At 72.2% G+C, this 24,318-nt stretch carries 10 protein-coding genes; 3 read left to right on the top strand and 7 right to left on the bottom strand.

Annotation, left to right across the window (positions count from 1 at the left end):
* Positions 1–138: 138 nt before the first annotated feature.
* Complete coding sequence (locus K8638_RS36230; RefSeq protein WP_223759290.1) at positions 139–2,307, bottom strand: restriction endonuclease; 2,169 nt, start codon at positions 2,305–2,307, stop codon at positions 139–141.
* A gap of 98 nt (positions 2,308–2,405) precedes the next feature.
* Here K8638_RS36230 and K8638_RS36225 point away from each other — a divergent pair, with 98 nt between their 5' ends.
* Complete coding sequence (locus tag K8638_RS36225; protein ID WP_223759289.1) at positions 2,406–4,601, top strand: PQQ-binding-like beta-propeller repeat protein; 2,196 nt, start codon at positions 2,406–2,408, stop codon at positions 4,599–4,601.
* Between the two features lie 9 nt (positions 4,602–4,610).
* Here K8638_RS36225 and K8638_RS36220 read toward each other — a convergent pair whose 3' ends face one another.
* A complete protein-coding gene (locus K8638_RS36220) occupies positions 4,611–5,525 on the bottom strand; it encodes a hypothetical protein (protein WP_223759288.1) in 915 nt (304 codons plus the stop codon).
* A gap of 51 nt (positions 5,526–5,576) precedes the next feature.
* Between K8638_RS36220 and K8638_RS36215 the strand changes: the two genes are divergently transcribed.
* On the top strand, positions 5,577–6,608 hold the full coding sequence (locus K8638_RS36215; RefSeq protein ID WP_223759287.1) for an alpha/beta fold hydrolase: 1,032 nt from the start codon (positions 5,577–5,579) through the stop codon (positions 6,606–6,608).
* On the opposite strand, the gene udk is transcribed toward K8638_RS36215, so the two are convergent.
* From udk to K8638_RS36195, 4 genes are read right to left on the bottom strand one after another with little or no spacing between them, the layout of a single operon-like run.
* The gene (gene udk, locus K8638_RS36210; RefSeq protein ID WP_223759286.1) at positions 6,609–7,244 is read right to left on the bottom strand and encodes a uridine kinase; all 636 of its coding nucleotides are present in this window, start codon (positions 7,242–7,244) and stop codon (positions 6,609–6,611) included.
* 59 nt (positions 7,245–7,303) lie between these two features.
* Positions 7,304–8,953, bottom strand: coding sequence for a DUF692 family multinuclear iron-containing protein (locus tag K8638_RS36205; RefSeq protein ID WP_223759285.1), 1,650 nt, complete (start codon positions 8,951–8,953; stop codon positions 7,304–7,306).
* A gap of 57 nt (positions 8,954–9,010) precedes the next feature.
* Complete coding sequence (locus K8638_RS36200) at positions 9,011–9,703, bottom strand: hypothetical protein (RefSeq protein ID WP_223759284.1); 693 nt, start codon at positions 9,701–9,703, stop codon at positions 9,011–9,013.
* A gap of 9 nt (positions 9,704–9,712) precedes the next feature.
* Positions 9,713–21,454, bottom strand: a complete 11,742-nt coding sequence (locus tag K8638_RS36195) for an RHS repeat-associated core domain-containing protein (RefSeq protein WP_223759283.1) — start codon at positions 21,452–21,454, stop codon at positions 9,713–9,715.
* A 282-nt stretch (positions 21,455–21,736) separates the two neighbouring features.
* Between K8638_RS36195 and K8638_RS36190 the strand changes: the two genes are divergently transcribed.
* Positions 21,737–23,578: a VWA domain-containing protein gene (locus K8638_RS36190; protein WP_223759282.1), complete on the top strand. Its 1,842-nt coding sequence runs from the start codon at positions 21,737–21,739 to the stop codon at positions 23,576–23,578.
* A 2-nt stretch (positions 23,579–23,580) separates the two neighbouring features.
* Here the strand turns inward: K8638_RS36190 and K8638_RS36185 are convergent, their stop codons facing one another.
* On the bottom strand, positions 23,581–24,246 hold the full coding sequence (locus K8638_RS36185) for an RNA polymerase sigma factor (RefSeq protein ID WP_223759281.1): 666 nt from the start codon (positions 24,244–24,246) through the stop codon (positions 23,581–23,583).
* Between the last annotated feature and the right edge of the window lie 72 nt (positions 24,247–24,318).

Raw genomic sequence — 24,318 nt, 5'->3', positions numbered from 1 at the left:
CTGGCCGGCCCGCCCAGGAAACCGCAGCCCTCTGAGAGCGGACCGAGGTGGAAGGAAGAGGCGTCTCGCGCCCCTCTCACGACTCTCCCACCTCGGCGCAAGCCCGCCGTTCACTCCCCGGCTGTCCGGGGAGCCGCATCAGCCCTCGCTGCCCTCGGACGGCCCGGGAGCGGGCGGCGGAGGAGGCGTCTCTCGACGCTCCTGGGCCTCTCCCACCTCCTGCGACCCGGGAGCCGCGGCCTCGATGGGCGCCGGAGCCTCCGCAGGAGCCGGGGCCTCGGCGGGAGCCGGAGCCTCGGCGGGCGTTGAAACCTGGACAGGCGCCGCGGCCTCTCCAGCCGTGGCACCCTCGGTGGGCGTGACGGCGGGAGCAGCCCCCTCCATGGGAGCAGCGGTGGCCTCGGCGGTCGGCGCGACAGCGGCGGCAGCCTCGCCGTACGGAGCGGCAACAGCGGCGGCACCCTCCCCGGCCGGAGCGGCAGCAGCCTCGCCGGTCGGAGCGGCAGCAGCGGCGGCACCCTCCCCGGCGGGGGTTGCCCCCGGAGCGGCGCCGGCCTCACCCGCGCGGTTGCCACGGCCGCGGCGGCCCCGGCGGCGGCGGCGGCGGCGCTTGCGCTCACCCTGGGCACCCTCGGCACCACCCTCGGCGGCGGCACCCTCGGGACGGGCCCCGCCCACGAAGGCGGTCGCGGCCTCCAGGTCCTCGTCCTCGCCCTCCTCGTCCTCCTCACCCTCCTCGTCCTCAGCCGACGGCTGGGCGGGCGCGGCGGGCGGCATGGACGGCACGCCCTCACGCGCCTCGGCGGGGACGGTGGCGGACGTGGCCTCCGCGGCCTCGGACACCTCTCCGGTCTCCTCCGCCTCGCGGGCCTCACGGGCCTCGCGCTCCTCACGCTCACGGCGGCGCCTCTCGCGCGGGCGCTCCCGCTCGGGCGCGGCACCGGCCTCCGCGGCGGCCTCTTCGCCTTCCCCGCGGGCCTGCTTCTCGCGCTGGCGCTCCTCGCGGCGCTTCTGGGCCTCCTCGGCATCCAGCTTCGCCGCCTCGAAGAAGCGCTCGTCGACCTCGTACAGCTCCACCGTGGTGACGGAGACGGCCGTCTTCGCCTCCAGGAACTTCTCGCCCAGCGCGTCACCGCACCAGAGCATCACCAGCGAGCCGTTGGCCTGCGCCTCGGTGCGCGCGTCGCCGCGCACGTCCCCGGCGCTCACCAGCAGGCCCACCTGCGCCGAGTAGTGGCCCAGGTCGCGCCGCAGCTCCTGCACGCTCTTGCGGTCGATGGCGGGCGCGCCCTTCAGCATGCGCACCGCGTACCGCAGCTCCACGCTGCCCTCGCGCTTGCGCGCGGTGAGCAGGGGGCCTTCCTTGGAGCGCTTCGCCACCTTCAGCTCGCGGAAGCCCAGCCCGTGCATCATCTTCACGACGGACTTCTCGAAGGTGCCCACGTCCAGCTCGCCCAGGCGCTTGCGCAGCCCGCGAGCCACGGCCCGGCGTGCGTCCTTGAGCGTGGTGCGCAGCGTGGTCAGCAGCGCGGCGTCCACCAGCGGCTCGGCGGCGGCCGCGGCGGCGGGCTTGCCGAGCTGCGGGCGCCCGCCCTCCAGGGGGATGCCCAGCGCCTGCGCGAAGGCGGCCTGCAGCTCCAGCGGCGGAGCCTCGCTCGGCGCGCCGGCACGCTCCAGCGACACCTCGCCCGACTCCTTGTTGAAGGAGTACTGAGGGCGGCGGCCGGCGTCGATGCGGCGCTGGTTGTCCTCCAGCAGCGCGGTGAGCACCGCTTCGACCGTCGTCTCCTCGGCGCACAGCTCCTTGGAGCGGGCGCGCTCGATGATCTGCTCGGTGCGCAGCGCGACCTCGGCCTCGCTGAGGATTTCGAACACCACCTCGGGCAGGGGCGGGAAGCGCTTGCGGCGGCCCCGCTCGTCCTCCTCGTCGCGGCGGCGCTTGCGCTCACTGCCTCGGCCCGCCACCCGCACGTTGTCCTGCCGGGGCTCCGGATGGCGCTCCGCCGGACGCAGCGGCGGCAGCTCCTCCTCCGGGTGCGGCTCCATCACTCCCGTCTGCGCCAGCGCCTCCGCGTCCTCGGGAATCGACCAGTCCACCAGCGCGAAGGTGTCCTTCGCGGTCACAATCACCTTACGATCCCGCGTGCGGCGCGCCATGGCAGCCAGGCGCGACAGCATGGTTACCTCGGGCGTCTTGCCCACGTGGGAGAGCAGGTTCTGCTGAATGGACTTCTCGGTGATTTCCAGAAAATGGAGGGGACGTCCTTCGCTCTCCAGGACACGGAGCGCGGCCTCGTAGAATGTCATCGAGTATTCCCCAAGAATTCCGAACGGTTACAAAAATGTAGGTCCGTATGGGTGGCGGATGCTAGCCATCGCTAAACTGGCTTGTCAACGAACGGAAGATGACCCGCATACGCATCGGACAGCGTTGGAAGCGCGAACCCGCGGCCTCCCCGCTCGATTCCATCGCACTGGAATTGGACGGAGTGGACCTGCTGTCCGGGGCCGTGGAGGAGTCTCTAGCAGAAGTGGTGCCCTCCCTGGTGCGCTCAGTTGCTGCGATCTACTCGGGTCGCCAGCGGCTCGCCCAGGTATCGCTACCGGAAGCGCACCTGGAGCTGGTGCTGCGGCGGCTGGGGCCCGAGGTGGAGCTGCTGGTGGCGAGCCTCGCCCGCCCCGCCCGGCTGATGCGCCCGCCGGTGCGCGTGGAGGTGGAGGAGCTGGCGCAGGCGGTGCGCGAGGGCGGTGAGCGCTTCCTCGCGGACGTCACCCGGGTGGGCCCCAGGGCGCTCGCCACCTCGGTCTCCCAGGCGCTGGGAGAGCCGCTGAAGGCGCTCCGCCGCGCGGCACGGCCGCCGGAGGAGGCCCCCGGCAAGCCCTCCCTCCGGCGGGTGGAGCGCCAGCAGGTGCCAGGCTTCGGCTTCGAGCTGCGGGATGTGGGTGTGCCCGTGGGCCGGCCGGCCGAGCGCGGCACGGCGGGAGCGCTGGCGCCGCTGCTGACGGCGGGAGAGGTGTGGCTGTCGCTGCCGGGCCGGCCGGAGGCGTGGCGCGTCCCCGGGCCGCCCTTCCTCGCGGTGCTGGAGCTGTCACGGCAGGCGGTGGAGCTGGCGCGCGCGGTGGAGCTGGGCGAGGAGCGCTTCGAGCTGGCCCCCGCGGGCGCGCGGCCGACGCTGGTGCTGGATTTGAAGGCGGGCAAGGCGAAGGCCGGGCGCACCGGCACGCCCTTCCCGCTCGACGGCAACACCCTGGCCGCCGCCCTCTTCCACCTGGGCGAGTCCCTGGCGGCGACCTTCGCCGAGGCGGACCGGACGCTGGTGGGCAGCCCCTACCTGGTGGAGCTGGCGGACCGCTGCCGCGAGGGCCTGTCGCACCTGCGCGGCCCGGTGGAGCCTCCCGAGGCGCAGGGCGCCGCGCGCGAGAAGAAGGCCCGGCCGGGCCGGGGCACGTCGCGCCCGCTGAAGGTGCCCGGGCGCCTGCGCCGGCTGCGCTTCGACAAGCTGTGGGAGAAGCGCGGGCTGGCGGACGCCGAGGAGGCGCGGCTGCTGCTGGGACGCCACGGGCCGGTGTACTGCGCGCCACAACTCGCGGTGGCCTTCTCGCGCAAGGACGGCACGCAGCTGTGGAAGCGCGCGGCGGCGCTGGGCGTGGCGGCGTCCGCGGACGGGCACGCGGTGGCGGCGGACATGACGCGCGTCTACGGCTTCACCGGCCGGGGCGCGGGCGCGCGCTGGCTGCATGACCATGACGGCATCCCCCTGGGCCCGCTGCTGCTGCGCAAGGACGGGCTGCTGCTCACCCTCTCCGAGGACCGCACCGTGGTGGCCTTCGCGGAGGCCACCGGCCGCGAGGTATGGCGGCTCGCGCCTCCCCGCACGCAGCGGAGCTGGCTGACCACCCAGGGACACCGGGCGCTGGTGGGCACGGACTCGGGCTACCTCTACGGACTGGACCTGGTGGACGGACAGGTGCGCTACCGGATGCGGGCGCCCATGCCCTTCCACTGCCCGCCGGTGCCGTGGGGCCGGCGCTTCCTCTCCATGCTCGGCCGCGGCTCGCACTGGGCGGTGCTGCTGGCGGACGCGCACACCGGCGAGGCGGTATGGACGCACGAGCCGGACCTCACGCACCCGTCCGTACCGCTGCCGGTGGGCCAGCGCGTGTTCCTCGCCGGGGAGCGCGAGCGGGAGGGCCTCCTGCTCTGCCTGGACGCGAAGGGGCGCCGCGTCTGGGAGCGCCCGCTGAACCTGGGACCGGGGCCCTACGCGCTGTCGCCGCTGCCGCGCGCGGTGGTGGTGACGAGCGCCTCCGGGGCCGCCGCGCGGGTGTCCGCGTCGGGCACGGTGGACTGGCGCGTGGGCGCCGCGGGCGAGCCGCTCATCCGCCCGCTGCCGGCGCGCACCGCGCGGGGCGTGACGCTGGTGCCGGGCGAGCGGGTGCGGGCGGTGGACCCCCGCGGCGGACAGGTGCTCGCGGAGGTCCGGGTGGGGCTGGGGCTCGTCGCGCTCCAGGCGGACGTGCGCCTCAACCTCTTCTTCCTGGACGACGCCGGCACGCTGTCCGCGTACCGGCTGACGTCCCACTTCACCGTCGTGGAGTAGGCGCGGGCGCTACTCGTTCTTCGCGGACTTCGACGGGTCGATCTCCTCCTCGGGGCGCTCCTCCTGGGTGGCGCCCTCCCACGTCTCGCCGGCGCCCAGCTTCCAGTCGGAGGGCACGTCCAGCTTCCACACGTAGTTGGCGTTGGCGTCACCCCCGGAGGCCGCGCGCGAGGAGACGTTGATGGTCATCTCCAGCTTCGCCACCTCGCTGGGCATCAGGTCCAGGTCGTAGTGGCCCAGCACCATCTGCGGCGGGAACCAGGCGACGTAGCGCTCCGGGAAGTCCACCTTCATGGACGGGTCGCCGCCGCGCATCTCACCCAGCAGCTTCCCCTTCGCGTCCGTCAGCTTCCACACCGTGTTGAACGAGGCGCTGGTCAGCATCTTCTTCACCTTGCCCTCGTCCTTGAGCATGCGCTGGGCGCCCCACAGCACGAGCTGCAGGCGCACCTGCGGCTTGCCCATCACCATCACCACGTCCGACGACACCACGTCCAGGCGCATGCCCTTGTCCGTGGCCGTCCACACCGGGCGGTAGCGGCCCTCGCGCAGGCTGTCGAACACCTTGCGCGTGTACTCGTAGAAGGCCTTCCGGTCCGCGGCGCGGTCGTCCTTGCCGCCCTCCGCGCGCTTCTCCAGCTCCTGGAGGTACCCGTCGAACTGCTTGTTGCCGCCGAACTGCGTCAGGTGCTCGTCCACCTGGTCGAAGTACGTCTTGAGGAAGGGCTTCAGCTCCTCCCGGTACGAGGCCTCGTCGGGGTTGGCGCGCATCCACCCGACGCGCTCGAGGTACTCGGCCTGGATGCGCTGGGCATCCGCCTCGCGCTGGGCCTCGCGGGCCTTGCCGCTGGCGGTGCGGTAGCTCATGACGGCGGCCAGCAGCACACCCGCGATGAGGACAATGACTCCGAAGTAGCGCTTCACGAGGCTGGCTCCTGTGCGTTGGAGCCGGCAGTGATATGAAAATTCCCCAACGTGATCCAGGCCACCGGCACCCACCTGTTCTCCGTGCCGCTTCCCTTGGAGGAGGGGGAGCTGCTGGGCAATCCCCAGGTCGCCTGGGAGACCTATGGAGAACCATCGGACGGCAAAGCGGTGGTGGTGCTGCACGACCTGTCCCATTCGCACCGGGCGTTGGGCCCTGAAGAGGACGGAGCGTACCGGCCCTCCGGCTGGGGCCGAGCGCTGGTGGGGGCGGGGCTGGCGTTGGACCCGGAGTTCACGCCGGTGGTGGTGCCGGGCCTGCTGGGCAGCCCCTTCGGCACCACGTCCCCGGCGTCGGTGGACCCGGCCACGGGTGAGCGCTGGGGCCTGAGCCTGCCTCCCCTCACCGTGCTGGACATGGCGCGCGGCGTGTCCGCGACGCTGCGCGCGCTGGGGCTGAAGCAGGTGCGCGCGCTGGTGGGCGTGGGGCTGGGCGGGCTGGTGGCGCTGCGGCTGGCGGCGCTCTTCCCCGAGCTGGCCGGAGGCGTGGTGGCGCTCGGGTCGGCGCGCGCGCTCCCGGAGGGCGTGCGGGAGAAGCTGGGCCTGTCGTGGCAGTTGCTGCGCGCGGACCCGGACTTCCGCGAGGGCCTCTACGGGCCGGACGCCATGCCGCGCAAGACGATGCGCCGGCTGCGGCTGGACTTCCTGAAGCTGCTGTACGGACGCGAGCACCTCGCCTCCGTCCACCCGGACGCCGAGGCGGCCCGGCTGGCGCTGGAGGCGGAGGCCGACGCCTTCGCCGACACCTTCGACCCGGTGTCCTGGGCCACGCTGTGCTCGGCCTATGCGGGGTGCGACGTGGCGGACTGCTTCCAGCACATCCGCGCGCGGGTGCTGCTCATGGCGGGCGCCACGGACGCGCTGGCGCCGGCGAACCGGGTGCGCGACACGTACCACCTGCTGAGCGCGGCGGGGGTGAGTGCGCGCTTCCTGGAGCTGCCGGGGCCGGGAGACCACGGCGCGCTGCTGTCGGACGCGGACCGGCTGCACGGCCCGCTGAGCGACTTCCTGCGGCGGTGCTGACTACTCGCGGGGCTTCGCGCCGGAGAGCTTCCCGCGCAGCGCGCCCACCAGCATGCCGATGGCAATCTCGTTGTTGCCGCCGTGCGGGATGATGATGTCCGCGAAGTGCTTGGACGGCTCCACGAAGCCCATGTGCATGGGGCGCACGTGGCGCAGGTACTGGCTCACCACGTGGTCGAAGTCGCGGCCGCGGTCCTTGATGTCGCGGGTGAGGCGCCGGAGGATGCGCAGGTCGTCGTCCGCGTCGACGTAGATCTTCACGTCCATCTCGTCCCGCACCTCCTTCATGTGGAGGACGAGGATGCCCTCGATGAGGATGATGTCGCCGGGGGCCACGTCCTTCGTCTGGGGCTGGCGGGACGAGGTGACGAAGTCGTAGACGGGCTTCTGGATGGCCTGCCCGGCCTTCAGCGCCCGCAGGTGATTCACGAGCAGCGTCGTGTCGAACGCGTCCGGGTGGTCGAAGTTCACCTCTCGCCGCTCCACCAGCGGGAGGTCCTTCAAATCCCGGTAATACGAGTCCTGATCGATGAAGGCCACGCGGCAGTCGGCCAGGGCTTCGCGGACCTTGCGGGCAACGGTGGTCTTTCCAGACGCTGTACCGCCCGCGATGCCAACAACGAGGGGGGACACCATGGCGGCGCGACTACCGCACCAGGGCGGCCCGCGCAAGGCTTCGGTCCATTTTCGAACATCTACCCCCGGCGGATCAGCCCGCGCCCCTGGGCCTCGGCCAGCAGCACGGGGGGGACGCCGTCCGCTGGCACGGGATGGGCAGCGAGCGTGCGCAGCCACTCCGCCAGTCCGGGCGGCACCATCAGCACCTCGTGCCCCCCTCCCCTGCGACGGACGAGGAAGTGCCACGGCCCGGGGGCCGGCCGGCGCGCCACCTGAGCGAGCGACTCCAGGCCGGACAACTCCAGCGAGCCACAGGCCCACGCACGCGCGGTGAGGTGACGCCGCACGGCCCGCGCGGCGAACACCAGCTCCGACAGGTCCACCGGGAGGGCACCCAGGCGCACGTCCTCCGCCAGCCCCACCTGCCCCGGCCCCGGCGGAGGCACCGGACGAAGAAACAGCGTGGGCAGGAGCATCTCCAGCGCCAGGGCCGCGGAGGCGCCCTCGTCGGGGTGCTCGCGCAGGCACCGCATGGCCCACCTGGAGAAGACCTGCCCCGGCGAGCGGCCCGTACCGCCGAAGAGGCTTCGGAACTCGGGGGAACCGGTGAAGGCCGCCAGCCCCGCCCGCGAGCCCGCGAGCAGCAGGCGCGTGAGCGGCCACTCCCGGTCCAGCACCTCCGCGACCACCGCGAGGCGGAAGTCCTGGTCCGCCAGCGCGCCCTCCCCGTCGTCCTCGGATGGAGGAGGCGCGGCGAGGTAGCCCGTGTCGTACAGCTCCCATGGCCGGCTTCCGCCCGTCAACGGTGGCGCGGTGAGGTCGCGGGGAATGGGCAGCGTCAGGGGTGGGCGCTCGCCCCCGGGCACCCGCTCGCGCAGGCGGCGCAGCGACAACAGTGCTATCTCGGGCGGGTGCCCATCCCCCTCGAAGGTGACGGCACGCAGCGAGGGGCAGCGCGGCACCAGCGACTCCAGCAGCGTGAACAACTCCTCGCGCACCGGCTGGGTGTGGTCGTCCACGTAGAAGCAGCGCGAGCCCCGGCGCGTCACCACCCCGCCGGCGATGTGGAGCTCGACGACCTTGTCCAACGGGAAGCCGTCCAGCCCCGCCTCCAGTGGCAGACCGGCGGAGAGCTGGTGGCTGAAGAGGTGTCCCAGGTCCAGCAGCAGCGGCAGCCCGGTGCGCGCGTGCAGCCGCGCCATGAAGTCCAGCACGTGCCACTCACCGCGCCGTGCGAGCACCGCGGGGTTCTCCAGCACAAGGGGCAGTGAGAGGTGCCGCTGCACGTGGAGCGCGTGCGCCGCGCAGTCCACGAGGCCCGCCTCGTTGAAGGGCGGCGTGAAGTAGAGGTAGCCCGGGAAGGGCTGGCCGCCCACGTGCCACCAGCCCACGTCGTTGCCCACCCACGGGCTCTGCACCGCGCGCGCGTGCGCGTCCAGCTCCGCCAGCGCCGACGCCGGCTCCAGCTCCGGTCCCCAGAGGTTGAGGTGCACGGGGTGGAAGAGCACCGGCACCTCCGCGCGGCGCCGCCACATCTCCGGGAAGAGCGACGCGTGCGCCTTCGCCTCGTCCAGCGACAGCGGGGCGCTGTACTCCACGAAGTCGAAGAGGCCCGGGGACGCGTCCAGCAGCCGGTACGGTTGCGGCACGTCCGCCGTGCTCAGGTTGCTGCTCAGCCCCAGCCCTCGCCAGGGCAGCGTCCACGTGTCGGAAGCCGCATGCGTCATCCTCCCAACGTAGCCGCGCCGGGCCGGGGATGGGAGGCCGGCGAGCGGGCGCCCGGGCTAGAGCCCGTCGAGCAGCGCGGGCGCGGCCTGGAGGAAGTGCTCGCAGAACGAGGCCATGGCCTGGGCCGCCTCCTCCGCTTCGCCCTCGGCGAGCACGTTCCAGCTCGTGGTGCCCGACAGCCCCAGCCACGTCATCAGCGAGATGGCCCGCGCGAGTGGAAGCTGTCCCTCGGCCCCCGCGGGCACGATTTCGTGGCTGTAGTCCGCCTGCCGGATGCTGCCCCCGGTGTCCACGTGCGTGTGGACGAGCCAGCGCCCCACCTGCCGGGTGTAGCGCCACTCCTCGCGGCCACCGAAGACGGACTGGGGCTTTCCCAGCAGCGGGTTCAGCGTCGCCTTCAGCACCTTGCGCAGCTCCGGACGCTTCAACGTGCCCGCGCCGGGCCGCAGCTCCAGCGGAGCCTGGAGCAGCATCTTGCGGTCGTTGAAGCGCCTCGCGAGGGCGGTCTCCTCCGGTGTGGGCCCCTCCCCCAGCCGTCCGGCCGCCGGTGCGTGCGCCTGCTTGAGGAGCGCGGTGGCCAGCCGGGTCCGCTCGTCGGGAGCGAGCGAGTCCAGCAGCACCACCGCCCGGGCCGCGTCCGCGCCCTTCACCCGCCGGGCCCGGTCCAGCCCACCGGCGAGCTCACGCGCCATCTCCTCGCGAGCCCACCGGTAGTACCGCTCCGCGAACGTCTCCACCACGTTGGTCATTCGCCCATTCTAGAACGCGAACCCGAACGACGCGGTGGTCATCGCCATGCTGATGCTGGTGCTCAGCGAGTAGGCCCCGTACGCGGCGATGGCCGCCAGGTAGAGCCGGAAGTCGAGCACCTCGTAGATGATGACGCCCTGAACCGGCGGCGACACCAGCGCGTAGACCATGGGCTCGATCTGCATGATGACGGGCGGGATGTACGTGGAGCCGTAGTCCCAGTGGCGCTTCGCCGGGTCGAAGTAGCGCAGGGACAGGACGTAGCCGGTGAGCTGCGCGAGGCCCTCCGGGTAGGAGCCCAGCGGCTTGATTTCGTACACCTCGTAGGTGCCCAGGTCCGTCAGGTCGGGCCGCATGCGCCCGGCGAACGGCACCCGGTAGCCGAGGATGCGGCTGATGCTCTGGTCCGCCACGCGGCTGCCCGGGGACTGGTTCACGAAGTGGGTGCCGATGTCGCGGTGGACGCGGCGCCCCCAGATGAGGTTGGACACCTCGCCGGACGGGTCATTGCGGTTGACCGGGTCCGCGTCCGCGTACAGGTAGCGGTGCAGCGTGCTCGGCTCGAAGGGCTCCGGCTCGCGCACGTCGCGCGTCCAGAACCGCCCGCTGGCCGGCTGCATGTACCGGGCGCGCAGGTACACCATGCCCAGCGTCGGGTCGGACTGCTCGCCCGAGTACCGGTAGTCGTTGGGCGTGGTGCCCGTGGAGCGCAGGAGGATGCCGAAGGCGTCGTAGTCGTAGGTGTCGGTGACGGCGCCGGCCGCGTCCGTGAGGAAGCGCACGCTGCCGTGGCCGTCGTAGCCGTAGAAGCTCACGGTGGAGCCCTGCGGCGCGCGGCGGCGCTGGGCCAGCAGCGCGTGGCCGTAGGTGTAGACCACCTGCGCCGTCTCGCCGGACACCTCCTCCAGCACCTGGGCCCGGCCCGTCGGGTTCACCGTGTCCACCAGGTAGTGGACGGTGACGCCCGCCTCCGTCCGCGCCACGCGGTTGCCGTCACCGTCGTAGGTGAAGGTCACCACGCCGCCGTTGAGCGAGGCGATGCGGTTGTCGTACCCGTACGTGTACGTCTGGCCTTCCGCGGCCGTGGTGTTCCCGTTCACGTCGTACGTGTGGCCCTCGAGCTGGTCGTTGGCGTTGTACGTGCTGCTCGTCGTGCTCACGCCCGCCAGCGTGGAGATGCGCGCCGTCCGGTTGCCCACGGCGTCGTACGCGTACAGGACGGTGCCGGACCGGGTGTCGTTGGAGATCTCCTCCCCGTTGAGCCGGTACAGCGCATCGTAGGAGTAGCGCACCGTCCGGCCGCTCAGCTCGGACACGGAGAGGCGGTTGCCGGCCGCGCCCAGCGTGTACGTGTAGCGGGCCAGCACGCCGCCCGGCCCCTCCACGCTCGTCTGCGTCAGGTGGTTGCGGCTGTCATAGACGTGGCCCGCCCTCACCCCGTTGGGCAGCGTGAAGCTCGCGAGGTTGCCGTTGGCGTCGTACTGGTACGTGGTGCCCGCGGCTCCCAGCGCGGCGTCGCCCACGCGGGCGAGCCGGTTCGCGTCGTCATACTCGTAGTCCACCGCGGTGCCGCCCAGGTTCGACGAGCGGATGGAGCGCGCGTTGCCCACGGCGTCATACGTATAGGACAGCGTGCCGAAGGGCGTGGCCTTCCGCAGGAGCCGGTCCCTCACGTCGTACGTGTAGACGGTGGTGCCGGTGGCATCCACCATCTCCGTGCGCCGGCCGCTGGGGCCGTAGTGGAACTGGATGGCGGGCTGGCCGAAGGCCGAGTCCGGCGTCTTGGTCACCATCCGGTCCATGGCGTCGTACGCGAAGGTGGTCGTCCTCCCCGCGAAGTCCGTGTGCGACAGCACGTTGCCTGCGGCGTCGTAGGTCCACGACTCCGTCTGCCCCATGGGCAGCGTGCGGCGGATGCGGCGTCCCTGGGTGTCGTACGCCATGCGCACCGTGTGGCCGTTGGCGTCCGTCACGGAGACCGCGTTGCCCAGCTCGTCGTAGACGTAGACGGTGAGCCCGCCGATGGCGTTGGTGACGGACACGAGGCGGCCGAGCTTGTCGTACGCGTACGCCGTGGCCTGGCCCGCGGCGTCCGTCTTGCGCGTGTTACGCCCCTGGGCATCCCACGCGAGCGTCTCGAACGTCCCGTCCGGGTGCTCGACGCGCGTCTGGTGGCTGGCCGCGTCGTACGTGTAGCGAGTCACCGCGCCGCTCGGCTCCGTCGTGCTCAGCACGTTGCCGAGCGCGTCATACGTGAACCGGGTGGTGGCCCCGAGCGCGTCCGTCTCCGCGACGCGCTGGCCCACGGCGTCCATCTCGAAGGTGGTGACGAGCCCGCGCTCGTCCGTCTTCGCCACCACGTTGCCGGCCGCGTCGTAGGACTGGCTCGTGGTGGTGCTGTCCGGATGCTGCGTCTGCGTCAGCCGGCCCAGCTCGTCGTAGGTGAAGCGGGTGATGCGGCCGGCCTTGTCGGTGAACGTCAGCCGGTGCCCCTCCGCGTCCCAGGTGGAGCGCTCGGAGGTGCCGTCCGGGAAGCGCGTCTCCAGGAGCTGGCCCTGCGGGTCGTACGTGTACTCGGTGCGGCGGCCCAGCCCGTCCACGGTGGCGGCGAGCTGGCCGGTGGGGCTCCACTCGGTGGAGCGCGTCGTCCCGTCCGGCATGAGGGTGGAGATCAGCCGGCCCTCCCGGTCATACGTGAACCGGGTGGTCAGCTCCTGCACCTGTCCGTCCACCGTGCGGCGGACGGTCTCCGTCAGCTTGTTGCCGTTGGCGTCGAACGTGCTCCGGGTGACGTTGCCCAGCGGGTCCGTGGTGGCGACCTCGTTGCCCTCCGCGTCGTACTCGTGACGCGTGACGGCCCCGAGCGCGTCCGTCTCCGTGAGCACCTGGCCCTGCGAGTCGTACGTGTAGCGGGTGACGCCGCCCATGGGGTCGGTGACCGACAGCAGGTTGCCCTTGGTGTCGTAGGCGTAGCGGGTGACGCCGCCCAGCGGGTCGGTGATGGTGAGGGGCTGGCGCTTCTCGTTGTACGTGTAGCGCGTGGTCCGGCCGAGCGGGTCCGTCTCGCTCACCTTGTTGTCGAGCGCGTCGTACTCGTACCGGGTGACGTGGCCGAGGGCGTTCGTGTCGGTCAGCTTGTTGTCCCGCGCGTCGAACGTGGCCGTCGAGACGTTGCCCTTCGCATCGGTGATGCGGACGATGTTGCCGTCCTCGTCGTACTCGAAGAGCGTCGTGTAGCCGAGCCGGTTGGTCACCGCCTCGTGGTTGGCGGACAGGTCGCGCTCGTACACCACGGTGCGTCCCGAGGCGTCGGTGTGGCTCACCAGCCGGCCGCTCTCGTCGTACTCGTTGCGCAGCGGCTCGCGGCCCAGCGGGTCCTTGATGCCCGTCAGCCCGTGGCTGAGGTTGTACGAATACGTGGAGGTGTTGCCCTCGCGGTCGGTGAAGGCCACCAGGTCACCGCGCGCGTCGTAGGCGTACGTGAGCGCGTTGCCGTTCGGGTCGAGGATGCGCTGGATGCGGCCCTTGGTGTCGCGCTCGAACTCCACGCTCTTCCCGCTGGAGTGCAGGATGCCGTTACGGCCGATGGTCAGGCTGTTGCCGTTGGGCTCGATGATGCGCTGCACGCCCTCCGTCTGGTCGATGATGAGGACGTTGCCCTTCTCCGTGGTGAGCTGGAAGCGGCTCGGGTTGAAGACCTGGAAGTCGTCAAGCCCGACGAGCTGCGCGGCGCCCGGGATGGAGCCCTCGACGTAGACCTCGGTGTTGCCGAGCACCACCAGCTCACCCTGGGTGGGCGGCACGGCCCGGTAGCGCACGTAGCCGAACTGGATGGGATAGAGCACCGAGCAGGGCTCCTCCAGCTCCGGCATGAACCGGTACTGCCGGTTGTCCGGGAAGGTGATGGTCACCTCGAGCGGGCGCGTGGGCGTCACGCAGTAGGTGGGGAAGAAGCCCGACGACTTCGTCTGCTCCCACGCCTTGCCCTGCACGCCCCGCTTCTCCACGCGGACGTTGGAGACCTGCAGAGTCCAGCCCACGCCGAAGTCACCCACCTGCTTGTCGCGGCTGTCGTACGTGCGGGTGACGCGGATGGGCAGCCCGGCCACCGGCATGTCCAGGTCGGTGAACGCGAGGCTGAAGTTGCCCACCTTCTGGTCGCCGGTGACGGTGGTGGAGACCGAGGCAACGGAGTCACCGCCCGACGTCGTGGCCACCACGCGCACCTCGTAGGTGCCGTTGAGGAGCACCGTCGGGTCGAACGTGGCCAGCGTGCCGCTGGAGGGGCCGCTGCCGTTGGCGAGGACGGTCCACTCCTGCGGGGCCGTGTCGTCCGCGCCCAGGCGGTACTCCACCCTCCACTCGCCGCCGCTCACGGTGCCGGCGACGGTGACGGGGCCGGTGACGGATGCGCCGTCCACGGGCGACGTGAGGCTCACCGTGGGCACCGGGCCCTCCGGCGCCGCCACGTTCACCACCACGTCCGAGCTGGCCGTCTTCTCCGAGTCGCTCGCCGTCAGCCGCAGCAGGTAGCTGCCCGCGGAGGCGAACGTCGCGGTGGTGACGAGCTGGTCCGGGCTGCCGAACGTCACCGCGCCCGCGCCGCCCACCACGCTCCACGCCACCGTCAGCGGCCGGCCCGCGGGCAGGCCGTCATCCGTGGCGGTACCGGTCAGCGTCGCAGTGCGGACCGGGTACTCCAGCACCTGGCCGTCGCCCGCGAACACCACCGGGGCCTGGTTCACCACCAGCGCCCGCACCGACACGTCCGCCGACGCCGTCAGCTCGCCGTCGTTCGCGGTGAGGCGCAGCACGTAGTCACCCGGCGCGCTGAAGCTGGCCGCCGAGGACACCTGCGCCGGGCGGGTGAAGGACACCGTGCCCGGGCCGCTCACCTGGCTCCAGGACACCGCCAGCGTGCTGGAGGCCGGCAGGCCGTCGTCGCGGGCCGAGCCGGACAGCAGGGCCGTGCCCGGCAGCGTCACCGTGGCCGGGCCCGTGGCGCTCACCACCGGCACCTTGTTCACCACGACCGGCTGGACACGCACCTGCTTCACCGCGCTGGCCACCCACTCGCCATCGCTGGCCGTCAGCCGCAGCAGGTAGTCGCCCACCGTCGTGAAGCCCGCCGTGGTGGCCGGCTGCGAGGCATTGGCGAACGTCACCAGCGCGGGGCCGCTCGCCAGCTCCCAGCGGGTCTCCAGCACGTTGCCCACCGGGCGCCCGTCGTCCGTCACGGTGCCGTTGAGGGCCACCGCCGGAGCCGGCAGATTCACACTGAGGTTGGGACCAGGGTCGATGGACGGCGGAGCGTTGTCCGCGGCGGCCTCGGAGACGTTCAGCATCACGTCCGAGGAGCCCGTCAGCTTCGTGTCGCTCGCGGTGAGGCGCAGCCGGTAGACGCCCGCCTTGCTCACCGTCACCGCCGTCGTCTTCTGGGTGGGCGCGCTGAAGACGACGGAGGCGGGGCCCTCCACCATGCTCCACTGCTGCGACACCACCGCGCCCGTGGGCAGTCCGTCATCCGTCACCGTGCCCGTCAGCGTCACCGTGCGCGTGGGCAGCCGCAGGTTCCACGACGGGCCCGCGTCCACCACCGGCGCCTGGTTGGAGGGAACGGAGGCATTCACCACCACCGACACGTCCGAGGTGGCGGTGAAGGCACCGTCGCTCGCCGCCAGCCGCAGCACGTAGGTGCCCGCCGCGCTGAACTTCGCCGAGGTGGCGGGCTGGGACGCATCACCGAAGGTGACGGTGCCCGGGCCGCTCACACGTGTCCACGTCACCGCGAGCGCGCTGCCCTCCGGCAGGCCGTCATCGCTCACGCTGCCCTGGAGCTGCACCGTGTCCTGCGGCAGCACCGTGGACAGGTTGGGGCCGGCCGCCACCAGGGGCGGCTTGTTGGCCGTGGCGGCCGGATGCACCACCACGCTCACGTCCGAGGCGCGCTCGAGCTGGCCGTCGCTGGCGGTCAGCCGCAGCACGTAGGTCCCCGCGGCCGGGAAGGCCGCCCGGGTGGAGGCCGTGGTCTGCGAGGTGAAGGTCACCCCCGCCGGGCCGCCCACCTGCGTCCACAGCACGCTCAGCGTCGAGCCCGTCGGACGGCCGTCATCGCTGGCGGTGCCGTTGAGCTGCACGGAGTTCACCGGCAGGGTGATGGCCACGTTGGTGCCCGCGGACACCGACGGCGCCGTGTTGGCAGGCGCGGTGGTGTTGATGGCCACCTGCATGTCGGCGCTGGTGCTGAGCTGGGTGTCGCTGGCCGTCAGCCGCAGCACGTACGTGCCGGCGACGGTGAAGTTCGCCAGGGTGGTGCTGCTCGTCGGCGCGCTGAAGGTCACCGGGCCCGGGCCGCTCACCGCGCTCCACTGCCGGGTGAGGCTGGCGCCCGAGGGCAGCCCGTCATCGGTGACGGTGCTGGACAGCGACAACTGCATGCCACCCGTGCCGCTCGTCGTCGCGGAGATGGAGACGTTGGGCGCGCGGTTGGCGGGCGTGGCCGGGGTGAGCACCACGCTGACGTCCGCGGAGCGGCTGAGGTCGGTGTCCGTGGCCGTCAGCCGCAGCACGTACTCACCGGCCACGCTGAAGGTGGCGCGGGTGGAGGCGGCCGTCGGGCTGGTGAAGCTCACCGTGCCCGGACCGCTCACCTTGCTCCACGACTGCGTCACCGCCTTGCCGGTGGGCAGCCCGTCGTCCGTCACCGTCCCGGCCAGGTTCACCTGGGCGCCGAAGATGAGCGACAGGTTCGGCCCCGCGGACACCACGGGCGCCTGGTTGGCGGACGGCGCCGGGCTGACGGTGATGCTCATGTCCTCCGAGCGCGTCAGGTGCCCGTCGAACGCGGTGAAGCGCAGCACGTAGGTGCCCGCCTGCGAGAAGGCCGCCGTCGTGACGTCCGCGTCCGGCGCGGAGAACGTCACCGTGCCCGGCCCGCTCACCTTCGCCCAGCTCCGGGTGAGCACCGCCCCCGCGGGAAGCCCGTCGTCCGTCACCGTCGCCGTGAGGTCGGCGACGTCGGGGAGGATGAGGGACGTGGGGGCCTGCACGCTCACCACCGGCGGCAGGTTGCGCGGCAGCACCGTCACCGTCACGTCGTCATGGCCGCTCAGCGCCGAGTCGCTCGCCGACAGCCGCAGCACGTACGTGCCCGGCTCGCTGAAGGCCACGTCCGTGGCCTCCTGCGCCGGCGAGGAGAAGGTCGCCGTGCCCGGGCCGCTCACCTGGCTCCAGGCCAGCGACACCGCCGCCCCGGAAGGCAGGCCGTCGTCGCACGCCGAGCCCGTCACCCGCGCCACGTTGGGGTGCGTCACCGTGCGGTCGCGGCCCGCGTCCACCGTGGGTACGCCATTCGCCTGCTCCGGCATCACGTACGGCGCGGTGCCGATGGACAGGTTGTAGAGCACCGGGCTCTCGCCCTTGCTGGAGCGCTTGAAGGCGACGCTCACGCGCAGGTAGCGGCCGTTGGGGACGTCGAAGTCCTCACCGCTGCGCACCACCACCGGGGCGCTGAACGTCGTGCCATTCTCACTGCTGGCCACCGTCACGGTCAGCGTGGCGTCGCCGCACACCTGCCCGTTCCACGTCACCTTCCCCCACTCGCTGCCGGCCGCGCCGCTGTCACGCACCACCGTCCAGGTGCCGTTGTCCGGCGCGCCCGCCAGCGTGCTGCCCGTCATGTCGCTGTAGTTGTAGAGGTTGCCGCCCAGGTACGGCGAGGTGAAGTCCACCTGCCCCACCCGCGTCACCCCATCCGGCCCCAGCGCGCCCTTCGTCGGGTCGATACGCGACACCGTGCCGCTGTAGTAGTTGGTCGCCCACACCTTGCCGGCGCCGTCCACCGCCACGCCCGTGGGGCCGCTGCCCACCTGCACGTTGCCCACGTGACTGCCGTCCGGCTTCAGGTGGCCCACCGTGTTGCCGTAGAGCGAATGGGCCACCCACACGTGTCCGTCAGGGGCCACGACACAGCCCTGCGCGTAGGAGCCGCCGTGGGTGAAGGTCCCCAGCAGCGTGCCGTCCGGCGCGAAGCGGCGGATGCGCGAGCCGAGCTCCGTGTTCCACACGTGCCCGTCCGGCCCCAGGCACAGGCCGTAGCTGGCGTGGCTGTAGCCGCGCCAGTTGACGCCGTTGGCGCCATTGAGCGGAAGCGCCGTGTCCCAGCGCAGCAGGTTGGCGGCGGACCAGATGACGCCGTTGCGGTCAATCAGGCCGCCGTAGCCGCCGTAGCCGACCGAGTTCTCCTGGCGCTTGATGACGCCCGTGCGTCCGTCCACCAGGTCGAAGTGGCGCCCGTTGGTGCCGCTCACCCAGACGTCGTTGTTCTCGTCCACCGACACGTGGCGGGTCCCCGACGAGCGCACGCGGACGTAGTGCAGCATGCACTCGTCCTGCGCGGTGGTGACGCCGCCATTGGTGTCCGCGCCGCCCGCGTTCGTCCAGGCCTTGATGTCGCCATAGCCCGTGGACGTATCGATGACGCCGTTGCCGTTGCGGTCCACGCACTGGCCGTTCTCCACCAGGCCGATGTGCACGACGCTGTTGCCGGCGCGGTTGGACGCCCAGACGCTGCCGGTCTTGTCCACCGTGGTGCGCGACGGGTCCTTCGGCTGCCCCGTGGGCGAGGTGTAGTACTCGCCCAGAATCTGGCCCGTCGCGGTGTTGAACTTCAGCACCGTGCCCTTGGTGGAGACGGCCACCCAGATGAAGTTGAAGGCGTTGGTGGTGTTGTCCAGGCGGAGCTGGTTGCCGTCACGCACCACGTTGATGAGGACCTCGCCCGGCACGGTGCCGCCGCCGGGCAGCGTGGTGCCATTGCCCTCGCGCGGCTTCACGATGACGGTGGCCTCGTCGCTGGCGGACAGCTCGCCGTCGCTGCCGATGAGGCGCAGCACGTACGTGCCCGGCTCGGTGAAGGTGACGCCGGTGATGGGCGCCGTGGCGTCCGCGAAGACGGCGATGCCCGGGCCGCTCACCTGCACCCAGGAGCTGGTGAGCGCCGAGCCCAGGGGCATGCCGTCATCGGAGACGGTGCCCGGCAGGGTGGCGCCCGCGGGCAGCGTGACGGTGAAGTCCGGCCCGGCGTTGACGACGGGAGGCAGGTTGGAGCGGCGCACCTCGGTGCTTGCGCTCGCGGATACCGGGCCATAGGCGTTGGCCACCGCGTCCGCCCACCGCACGGAGGCGTGCGCCGTCACCGTGCCAGCGGGCTGACCGGCCGGCAGCGTGAAGGTGACGGGCACCTGGGCGGTGGCACCGCGGGCCAGCACGGCCCCGGGCACCGCCACCGGCTGCGAGCTGCCGTCCGGCAGCACCAGCGTCACCACCAGACCGGAGGCCTCCGCGTGCCCCACGTTGGCCAGCGACACGGTGTAGTGCAGCGTGTCCCCGGCGTCCGCGGTGGCCGGCCCCTCCAGGCCCAGCGTCACCACCGGCAGCACGGTGAAGGTCTTCACCACGCCCGGCAGCGGGCCGAAGCGGGCCGGGCACGCACTGGCCCAGTCCAGCGAGTAGCCCACGGAGAAGAGGCTGCCATCCGTGGCCCGCAGGCGCGCCAGGTAGGCGTCGTCCGTCTCCTCCGCGCCCTTGGGCGCCACGGGCGGAGCGACGACGTCCACGGGGATGGTGGTGGACTGGCCGCCCTCCAGCGTGAAGGCGGGGAGCTGGCCACCGCCGCCCTCCACCTGCAGCCGCGCGTCCACCGCGCGCACCGTTCCGAGGTTGGTGACGGTGAAGGCCAGGGGCAGCGTCTGTCCCGGCAGCACGGGGGCGGGACGCTCCGTGGAGGCGGTGAGGATGGGCAGCCGCGCCTCCGTCGTCACCTGCGCGCCCACGGGGCCGTAGGCGTTGTCCCGCGCGTCCTTCCAGGTCACCGTCGCGGAAGCGGAGTACGTCCGCTCCGCGGCCTCGCGCAGGCGCGTGAGGTACGCCTCCACCGTCTCGTCCTCACCGCGCGCAGCCACCTCGGGCACGCTCCACTCCACGGTACGCGTGGCCAGCAGGTTGGAGGCGAGCGCGCCCACCTCCAGCACCTGGGTGGAGCTGTCCGGCAGGACGACGGTGGCGGTGACGCCCTGGGCCTTGCCGGCGCCGAGGTTGGCCACCGTCAGCACGTAGCGCACGGTGGTGCACGGGCCGGCGCACGAGGGCGCCGACAGCGTCGCCGTCAGCCGGGGCAGCTGCACCCGCGTGACGGACGAGAGGTCGATGGGCGCCGGTGACGAGCCCGTCGGGTCCGCGTAGCGCACGCGGCCCACGGAGCGCAGCGGCAGGCCGTCCAGCGCGGCGAGGCGGGCGAGATAGTCCACCTGCGACTCCGCCTCACCGCGCGGGGCGACGGACGGCGCGGTCACCGTGAAGGAGGTGGAGCGCTGGGTGGAGGGCTCGATGGTGCCGAGCGACTGCTCTCCCGAGGTGGGCGTCACGCCCTCGAACTGCTCGGTGACGACCACGGCCTGGGCCGCCGTCGCGGTGGGGTTGCCCAGGTCGACGGTGACGTCGAAGGTGGCGCCCGGCTGCACCGACAGGGGCTGGCGCTGCGAGGCCACCAGGGACGCCGGCTGCGGGAAGACGGTGCCGCCGTCCACCAGCGCCACCAGCGTGCCCCAGCCCGGCTTGCCCGGCACCGGGCCGTACTTCGGCTCCGGGTCCACCTTCACCACCGCCAGCGCCGCCACGTTGCCGAAGAGGGTGCTCTTGTCCTTGGAGATGGCGTTGGGGACGATGACGCCGATGTATTCGGGCAGCGAGTCCGGCGGCCAGCTCTGCCCCGTCTTGCTGTTCCAGCAGCCCTGCGTCAGCGGCGGCGTGCCACCGGGACGCGCCGTGGGCTGGCAGAGCGCGAAGCCTTGCAGGCCGTAGGCCCAGCCCTTGAAGTCGCCCTGCGCGTCGTACGCGCCACCCGTCACCTGCTTCGGCCAGGAGTGGCCCCAGAAGTTGACGCGGTCTCCGAGCGCGAGGCCCGGCGTGTTGCCGCCCCAGACGGCGAAGGCGGTGGGCAGGTAACGGGTGACGGGCGCCTCGTCGCGCGAGGGCTCGTAATACGTGTCGCCCGCGAAGGAGACGGCCAGCACGGCCGGCCCGGTGGCGTTCGCGCTCCAGGAAAGCGTGGCGGTGGCGACACCCGAGGCATCCGTGGTGGCGGTGGCGCGCGCGCCCGCGGCCTCGAAGACGAGGGTGCGGCCGGCGATGGCGGTCTGCTCGTCCGCGTCCGCGAGCGAGGCGCGAACCTGCTGGGGCGCGCCCGTGGCCAGCAGCGTGGGGCCCAGCACGCGCGTGCGGGTGTCCGCGCGGGCAATGGTCACCGTGGCCGAGGTGGCGGACGGGGCGTGGGTCGCGTCACCCGCGAAACGCACCTGGAGTGGCACCGCGGCCGGCGCCAGCGTCAGCGCCAGGGGCGCCCGCGCCATGCCGAGGTCGTCCGTGACGGCCGACGCCTCCAGGCTTCCCAGGGTGAAGCGCACCTCGCGCGTAGCCAGCGGCTGGCCGGACGCGTCCGTCAGGCGAGCCACCAGGCCCAGCACGTCGCCGTACTCGGCCTCCGTGGCACCCGAGTACTCCAGCGCCGTGGGCTTGGGGGAGGTGTCGCCGGGCTCGCAGGCCTCCTCCGTGGCCAGGACGGATGCGCGCTGCTGATTCACGAGCGCCGCGGACGGTGGCGACTCGGCCTTTTCCGCGTCCTTGTTGCAGCCGGCGAAAGCGACGACGACGAGCAACGCGAGCGTGCGTGCCCAGAACCCCTGCGGCGTCATGACGTCCCCCTCTTGTGGTACGGCCAGTGACCAGGCGACCCCGGCCCAGCGACGCAGCGTGTACCGCAAGGGCCTGCTTTCTGTCGACGGTGTGAATTTACACCCAGGCATCACCACGGTGAGTGTGGACGCTATCTGCCTCTGGCCACGCGTCTTTTGGCTGGACTGGGGGCCAGACTGACCCGGCTGTCTCGAGTCCACGCGGCGCCGCGACGTCGCGGGAACCTTCTCCGCGCGCGGCTGTCGGACGCCTTCGCGAATCCAAGACAACGGAGGCAGTGAATGAGGCGGATCCACACGGCCGTCACGGGAGTCGTCTGTGCACTCTTCATGGTGGGCGCGGCATCGGGTTGTCGCTCACGAGAAGACAGGGACTCCGCGGCGGCTCGGCCCGAAGCGCCCGCGACAGGGGAAGAAGCGAAGGTGGCGAAGCTCGTCATCCTCCCCTCCGCCGACGCACCTGCCCTGAGCAAGGCACCGTCTTCGAACGCACTCCTCATCGACCCGGCCGCGAAGTCCCTCGGAAAGACGGCTGATGAAGGGAAGATGGGAGGGCTGGGGCTGCGGGGCATCGGCGCCGGAGGTGGCGGCCTGGGGGGTGGAAACACTGCCGGCATCGGCGGAATCGGCACGAAGGGGCGCGGGGGCGGCGTCTCGAGCTACGGCACTGGAAGCGGAAGCTTCACGGGCATGGGCTCCACGGCCGCGCTCGGGGGCAAGCACCTCGGACGCGCCCCCGCCGAGCCGCCCTCCTCGGGCGAGGGCTATCGTGACTACGGGGTGAATCCCTTCGTGACGGCGGCGGAGGACCGGCTCTCCACCTTCGCCGTGGACGTGGACACCGCGTCGTACACGCTGGCGCGGCGCAAGCTGCTGGAGGGAGCGCTGCCGCCGAAGGAGGCGGTGCGCGTGGAGGAGTTCCTCAACTACTTCCGCTACACGTACCCCGCGCCCGCCGCGAGCGACGGCCCGCTGGCCGTGCATCTGGACGCCGCGCCTTCGCCGTACACGCCGGGCCGCCACCTGCTGCGCGTGGGCGTGCAGGGCCGGCGTCTCAGCGTGTCCGAGCGCAAGCCCGCGCACCTCACCTTCCTGGTGGACGTGTCCGGCTCGATGCAGTCACCGGACCGGCTGCCGCTGGCGAAGCGCGCGCTGCGCATGCTGGTGGACCAGCTGCGCGACGGCGACACGGTGGCGCTGGTGACGTACGCCGGCAGCGTGCGGCGCGTGCTGCCGCCCACCGGCATGGAGCACAAGGCACGCATCCACGCCGCCATCGAGGAGCTGTCCGCCGGTGGCTCCACGGCGATGGCCTCGGGCATCGAGCTGGCCTACCAGGAGGCCATGAAGACGCTGGACGGCGCCTCCCTCTCGCGGGTCGTCATCCTCTCGGACGGAGACGCCAACGTGGGCACGACGAACCACGCGGACATCCTCAAGACCATCCGCGGCCACGTGAAGGAGGGCATCACCGTCACCACCGTGGGCTTCGGCATGGGCAACTACCAGGACACCATGATGGAGCAGCTCGCGGACCAGGGGAACGGCAACCACTACTACGTGGACTCGCTGATGGCCGCGCGGCGCATCTTCCAGGAGCAGCTCGGTGGGACGCTGGAGGTCATCGCGCAGGACGTGAAGGTGCAGGTGGAGTTCAACCCCGCGCAGGTGGCCCGCTACCGGCTGGTGGGCTACGAGAACCGGGACATCGCGGACCGCGACTTCCGGAATGACCGCGTGGACGCGGGAGAGATTGGCTCCGGCCACACCGTCACCGCGCTGTACGAGCTGGAGCTGAAGCCCGGCGCCGGAGAAGGACTGGCCACGGTGCGCGTGCGCGCCAAGCGGCCGCGCGGCGAGTCCGCCACCGAACGCGTCTACCCCTTCCCCGCCGGAGCGCTTGCTGGCACATTCGGGGACGCCAGCGCCGACCTGCGCTTCGCGACGGCGGTGATGGGCGCGGCGGAGTTGCTGCGGCGCAGCCCCCACGCGGACCGCTGGAGCATCGAGTCGGTGCGGGAGATTGCCCGCGCGGCCACGCCCGCCGGCAACGCGGAGCGGGAAGAGTTCCTCGCGCTACTGGAGAAGGCCCGGCCCCTGCTCCGGAGCGTCGCGGCGCGATAGGCCTACGCGTCCAGCCGGTCGGCCGGGATGACGCCCTGTTCGATGGCGAGCGCCCGCAGCCGCGCCTTCACGCGCTGGAACTGCTGGCGCAGCGCCGTGGCGCGGCGGTTCAGCGCCGCCCGGGTGAGGGGCTCATCGGGCTCCCCCATCACCCGGGCAATCTCCGTCCAGGGCAGGCGCTGGTCCACGCGCAACATCAACAGCAGCCGCTCGTGCGGCTCGAGCTGCTCCCGCAGCGCGCGGAAGCGCTCCTTGATGGCGGTGCGCTGCCAGGGATGGGTGTCCGTGCGGATACGCTGTGGCTCGTTGGCCCCGGGCTCGCTCACGGGCTGCTCGCGCGACGCGGGTGCATGGAGCTGGTGGTAGCAGGCATTGCGCGCCAGCCGGTACGCCCACGTCCGGAACGAGCTCTCCCACCGGAAGCCTGGCAGCCCCTTCACCAGGTTCTCGCTGAAGAGGCTGAAGGCGTCCTTCGCCAGCTCCGGGTGGTGGAGCACGGAGGCCATCAGCCGCCGGAGCTCCGGCCCGTAGGAACGCATCGCCAGCTCCACCGCCTGGCCGTACGCCCCCTGAAGGCAGAGCGCGTGGATCCGCGCCTCCAACTGCTCACGAGACGCGAGCCCTTCGCCCTCCGCGCCCTCCCCCGGTCCCATCGTCGGTGAAATCATCGCGTCACGCTCCTGCTCATTGCCTGCCTGGAGGAGTCACCTCCGCGCGAACGTGACGCACTCCGGAATTGC

Source organism: Myxococcus sp. RHSTA-1-4 (assembly GCF_020037125.1).
GTDB lineage: Bacteria > Myxococcota > Myxococcia > Myxococcales > Myxococcaceae > Myxococcus.
Note: the sequence above shows the minus strand (reverse complement) of the source record. Positions and strands in the feature narration are given on the sequence as shown.

Coding starts and splice junctions, on each gene's coding strand:
- K8638_RS36230 (WP_223759290.1), bottom strand. CDS start 2,307: ATGACATTCTACGAGGCCGCGCTCCGTGTCCTGGAGAGCGAAGGACGT.
- K8638_RS36225 (WP_223759289.1), top strand. CDS start 2,406: ATGACCCGCATACGCATCGGACAGCGTTGGAAGCGCGAACCCGCGGCC.
- udk (WP_223759286.1), bottom strand. CDS start 7,244: ATGGTGTCCCCCCTCGTTGTTGGCATCGCGGGCGGTACAGCGTCTGGA.
- K8638_RS36205 (WP_223759285.1), bottom strand. CDS start 8,953: ATGACGCATGCGGCTTCCGACACGTGGACGCTGCCCTGGCGAGGGCTG.
- K8638_RS36200 (WP_223759284.1), bottom strand. CDS start 9,703: ATGACCAACGTGGTGGAGACGTTCGCGGAGCGGTACTACCGGTGGGCT.
- K8638_RS36195 (WP_223759283.1), bottom strand. CDS start 21,454: ATGACGCCGCAGGGGTTCTGGGCACGCACGCTCGCGTTGCTCGTCGTC.
- K8638_RS36190 (WP_223759282.1), top strand. CDS start 21,737: ATGAGGCGGATCCACACGGCCGTCACGGGAGTCGTCTGTGCACTCTTC.
- K8638_RS36185 (WP_223759281.1), bottom strand. CDS start 24,246: ATGATTTCACCGACGATGGGACCGGGGGAGGGCGCGGAGGGCGAAGGG.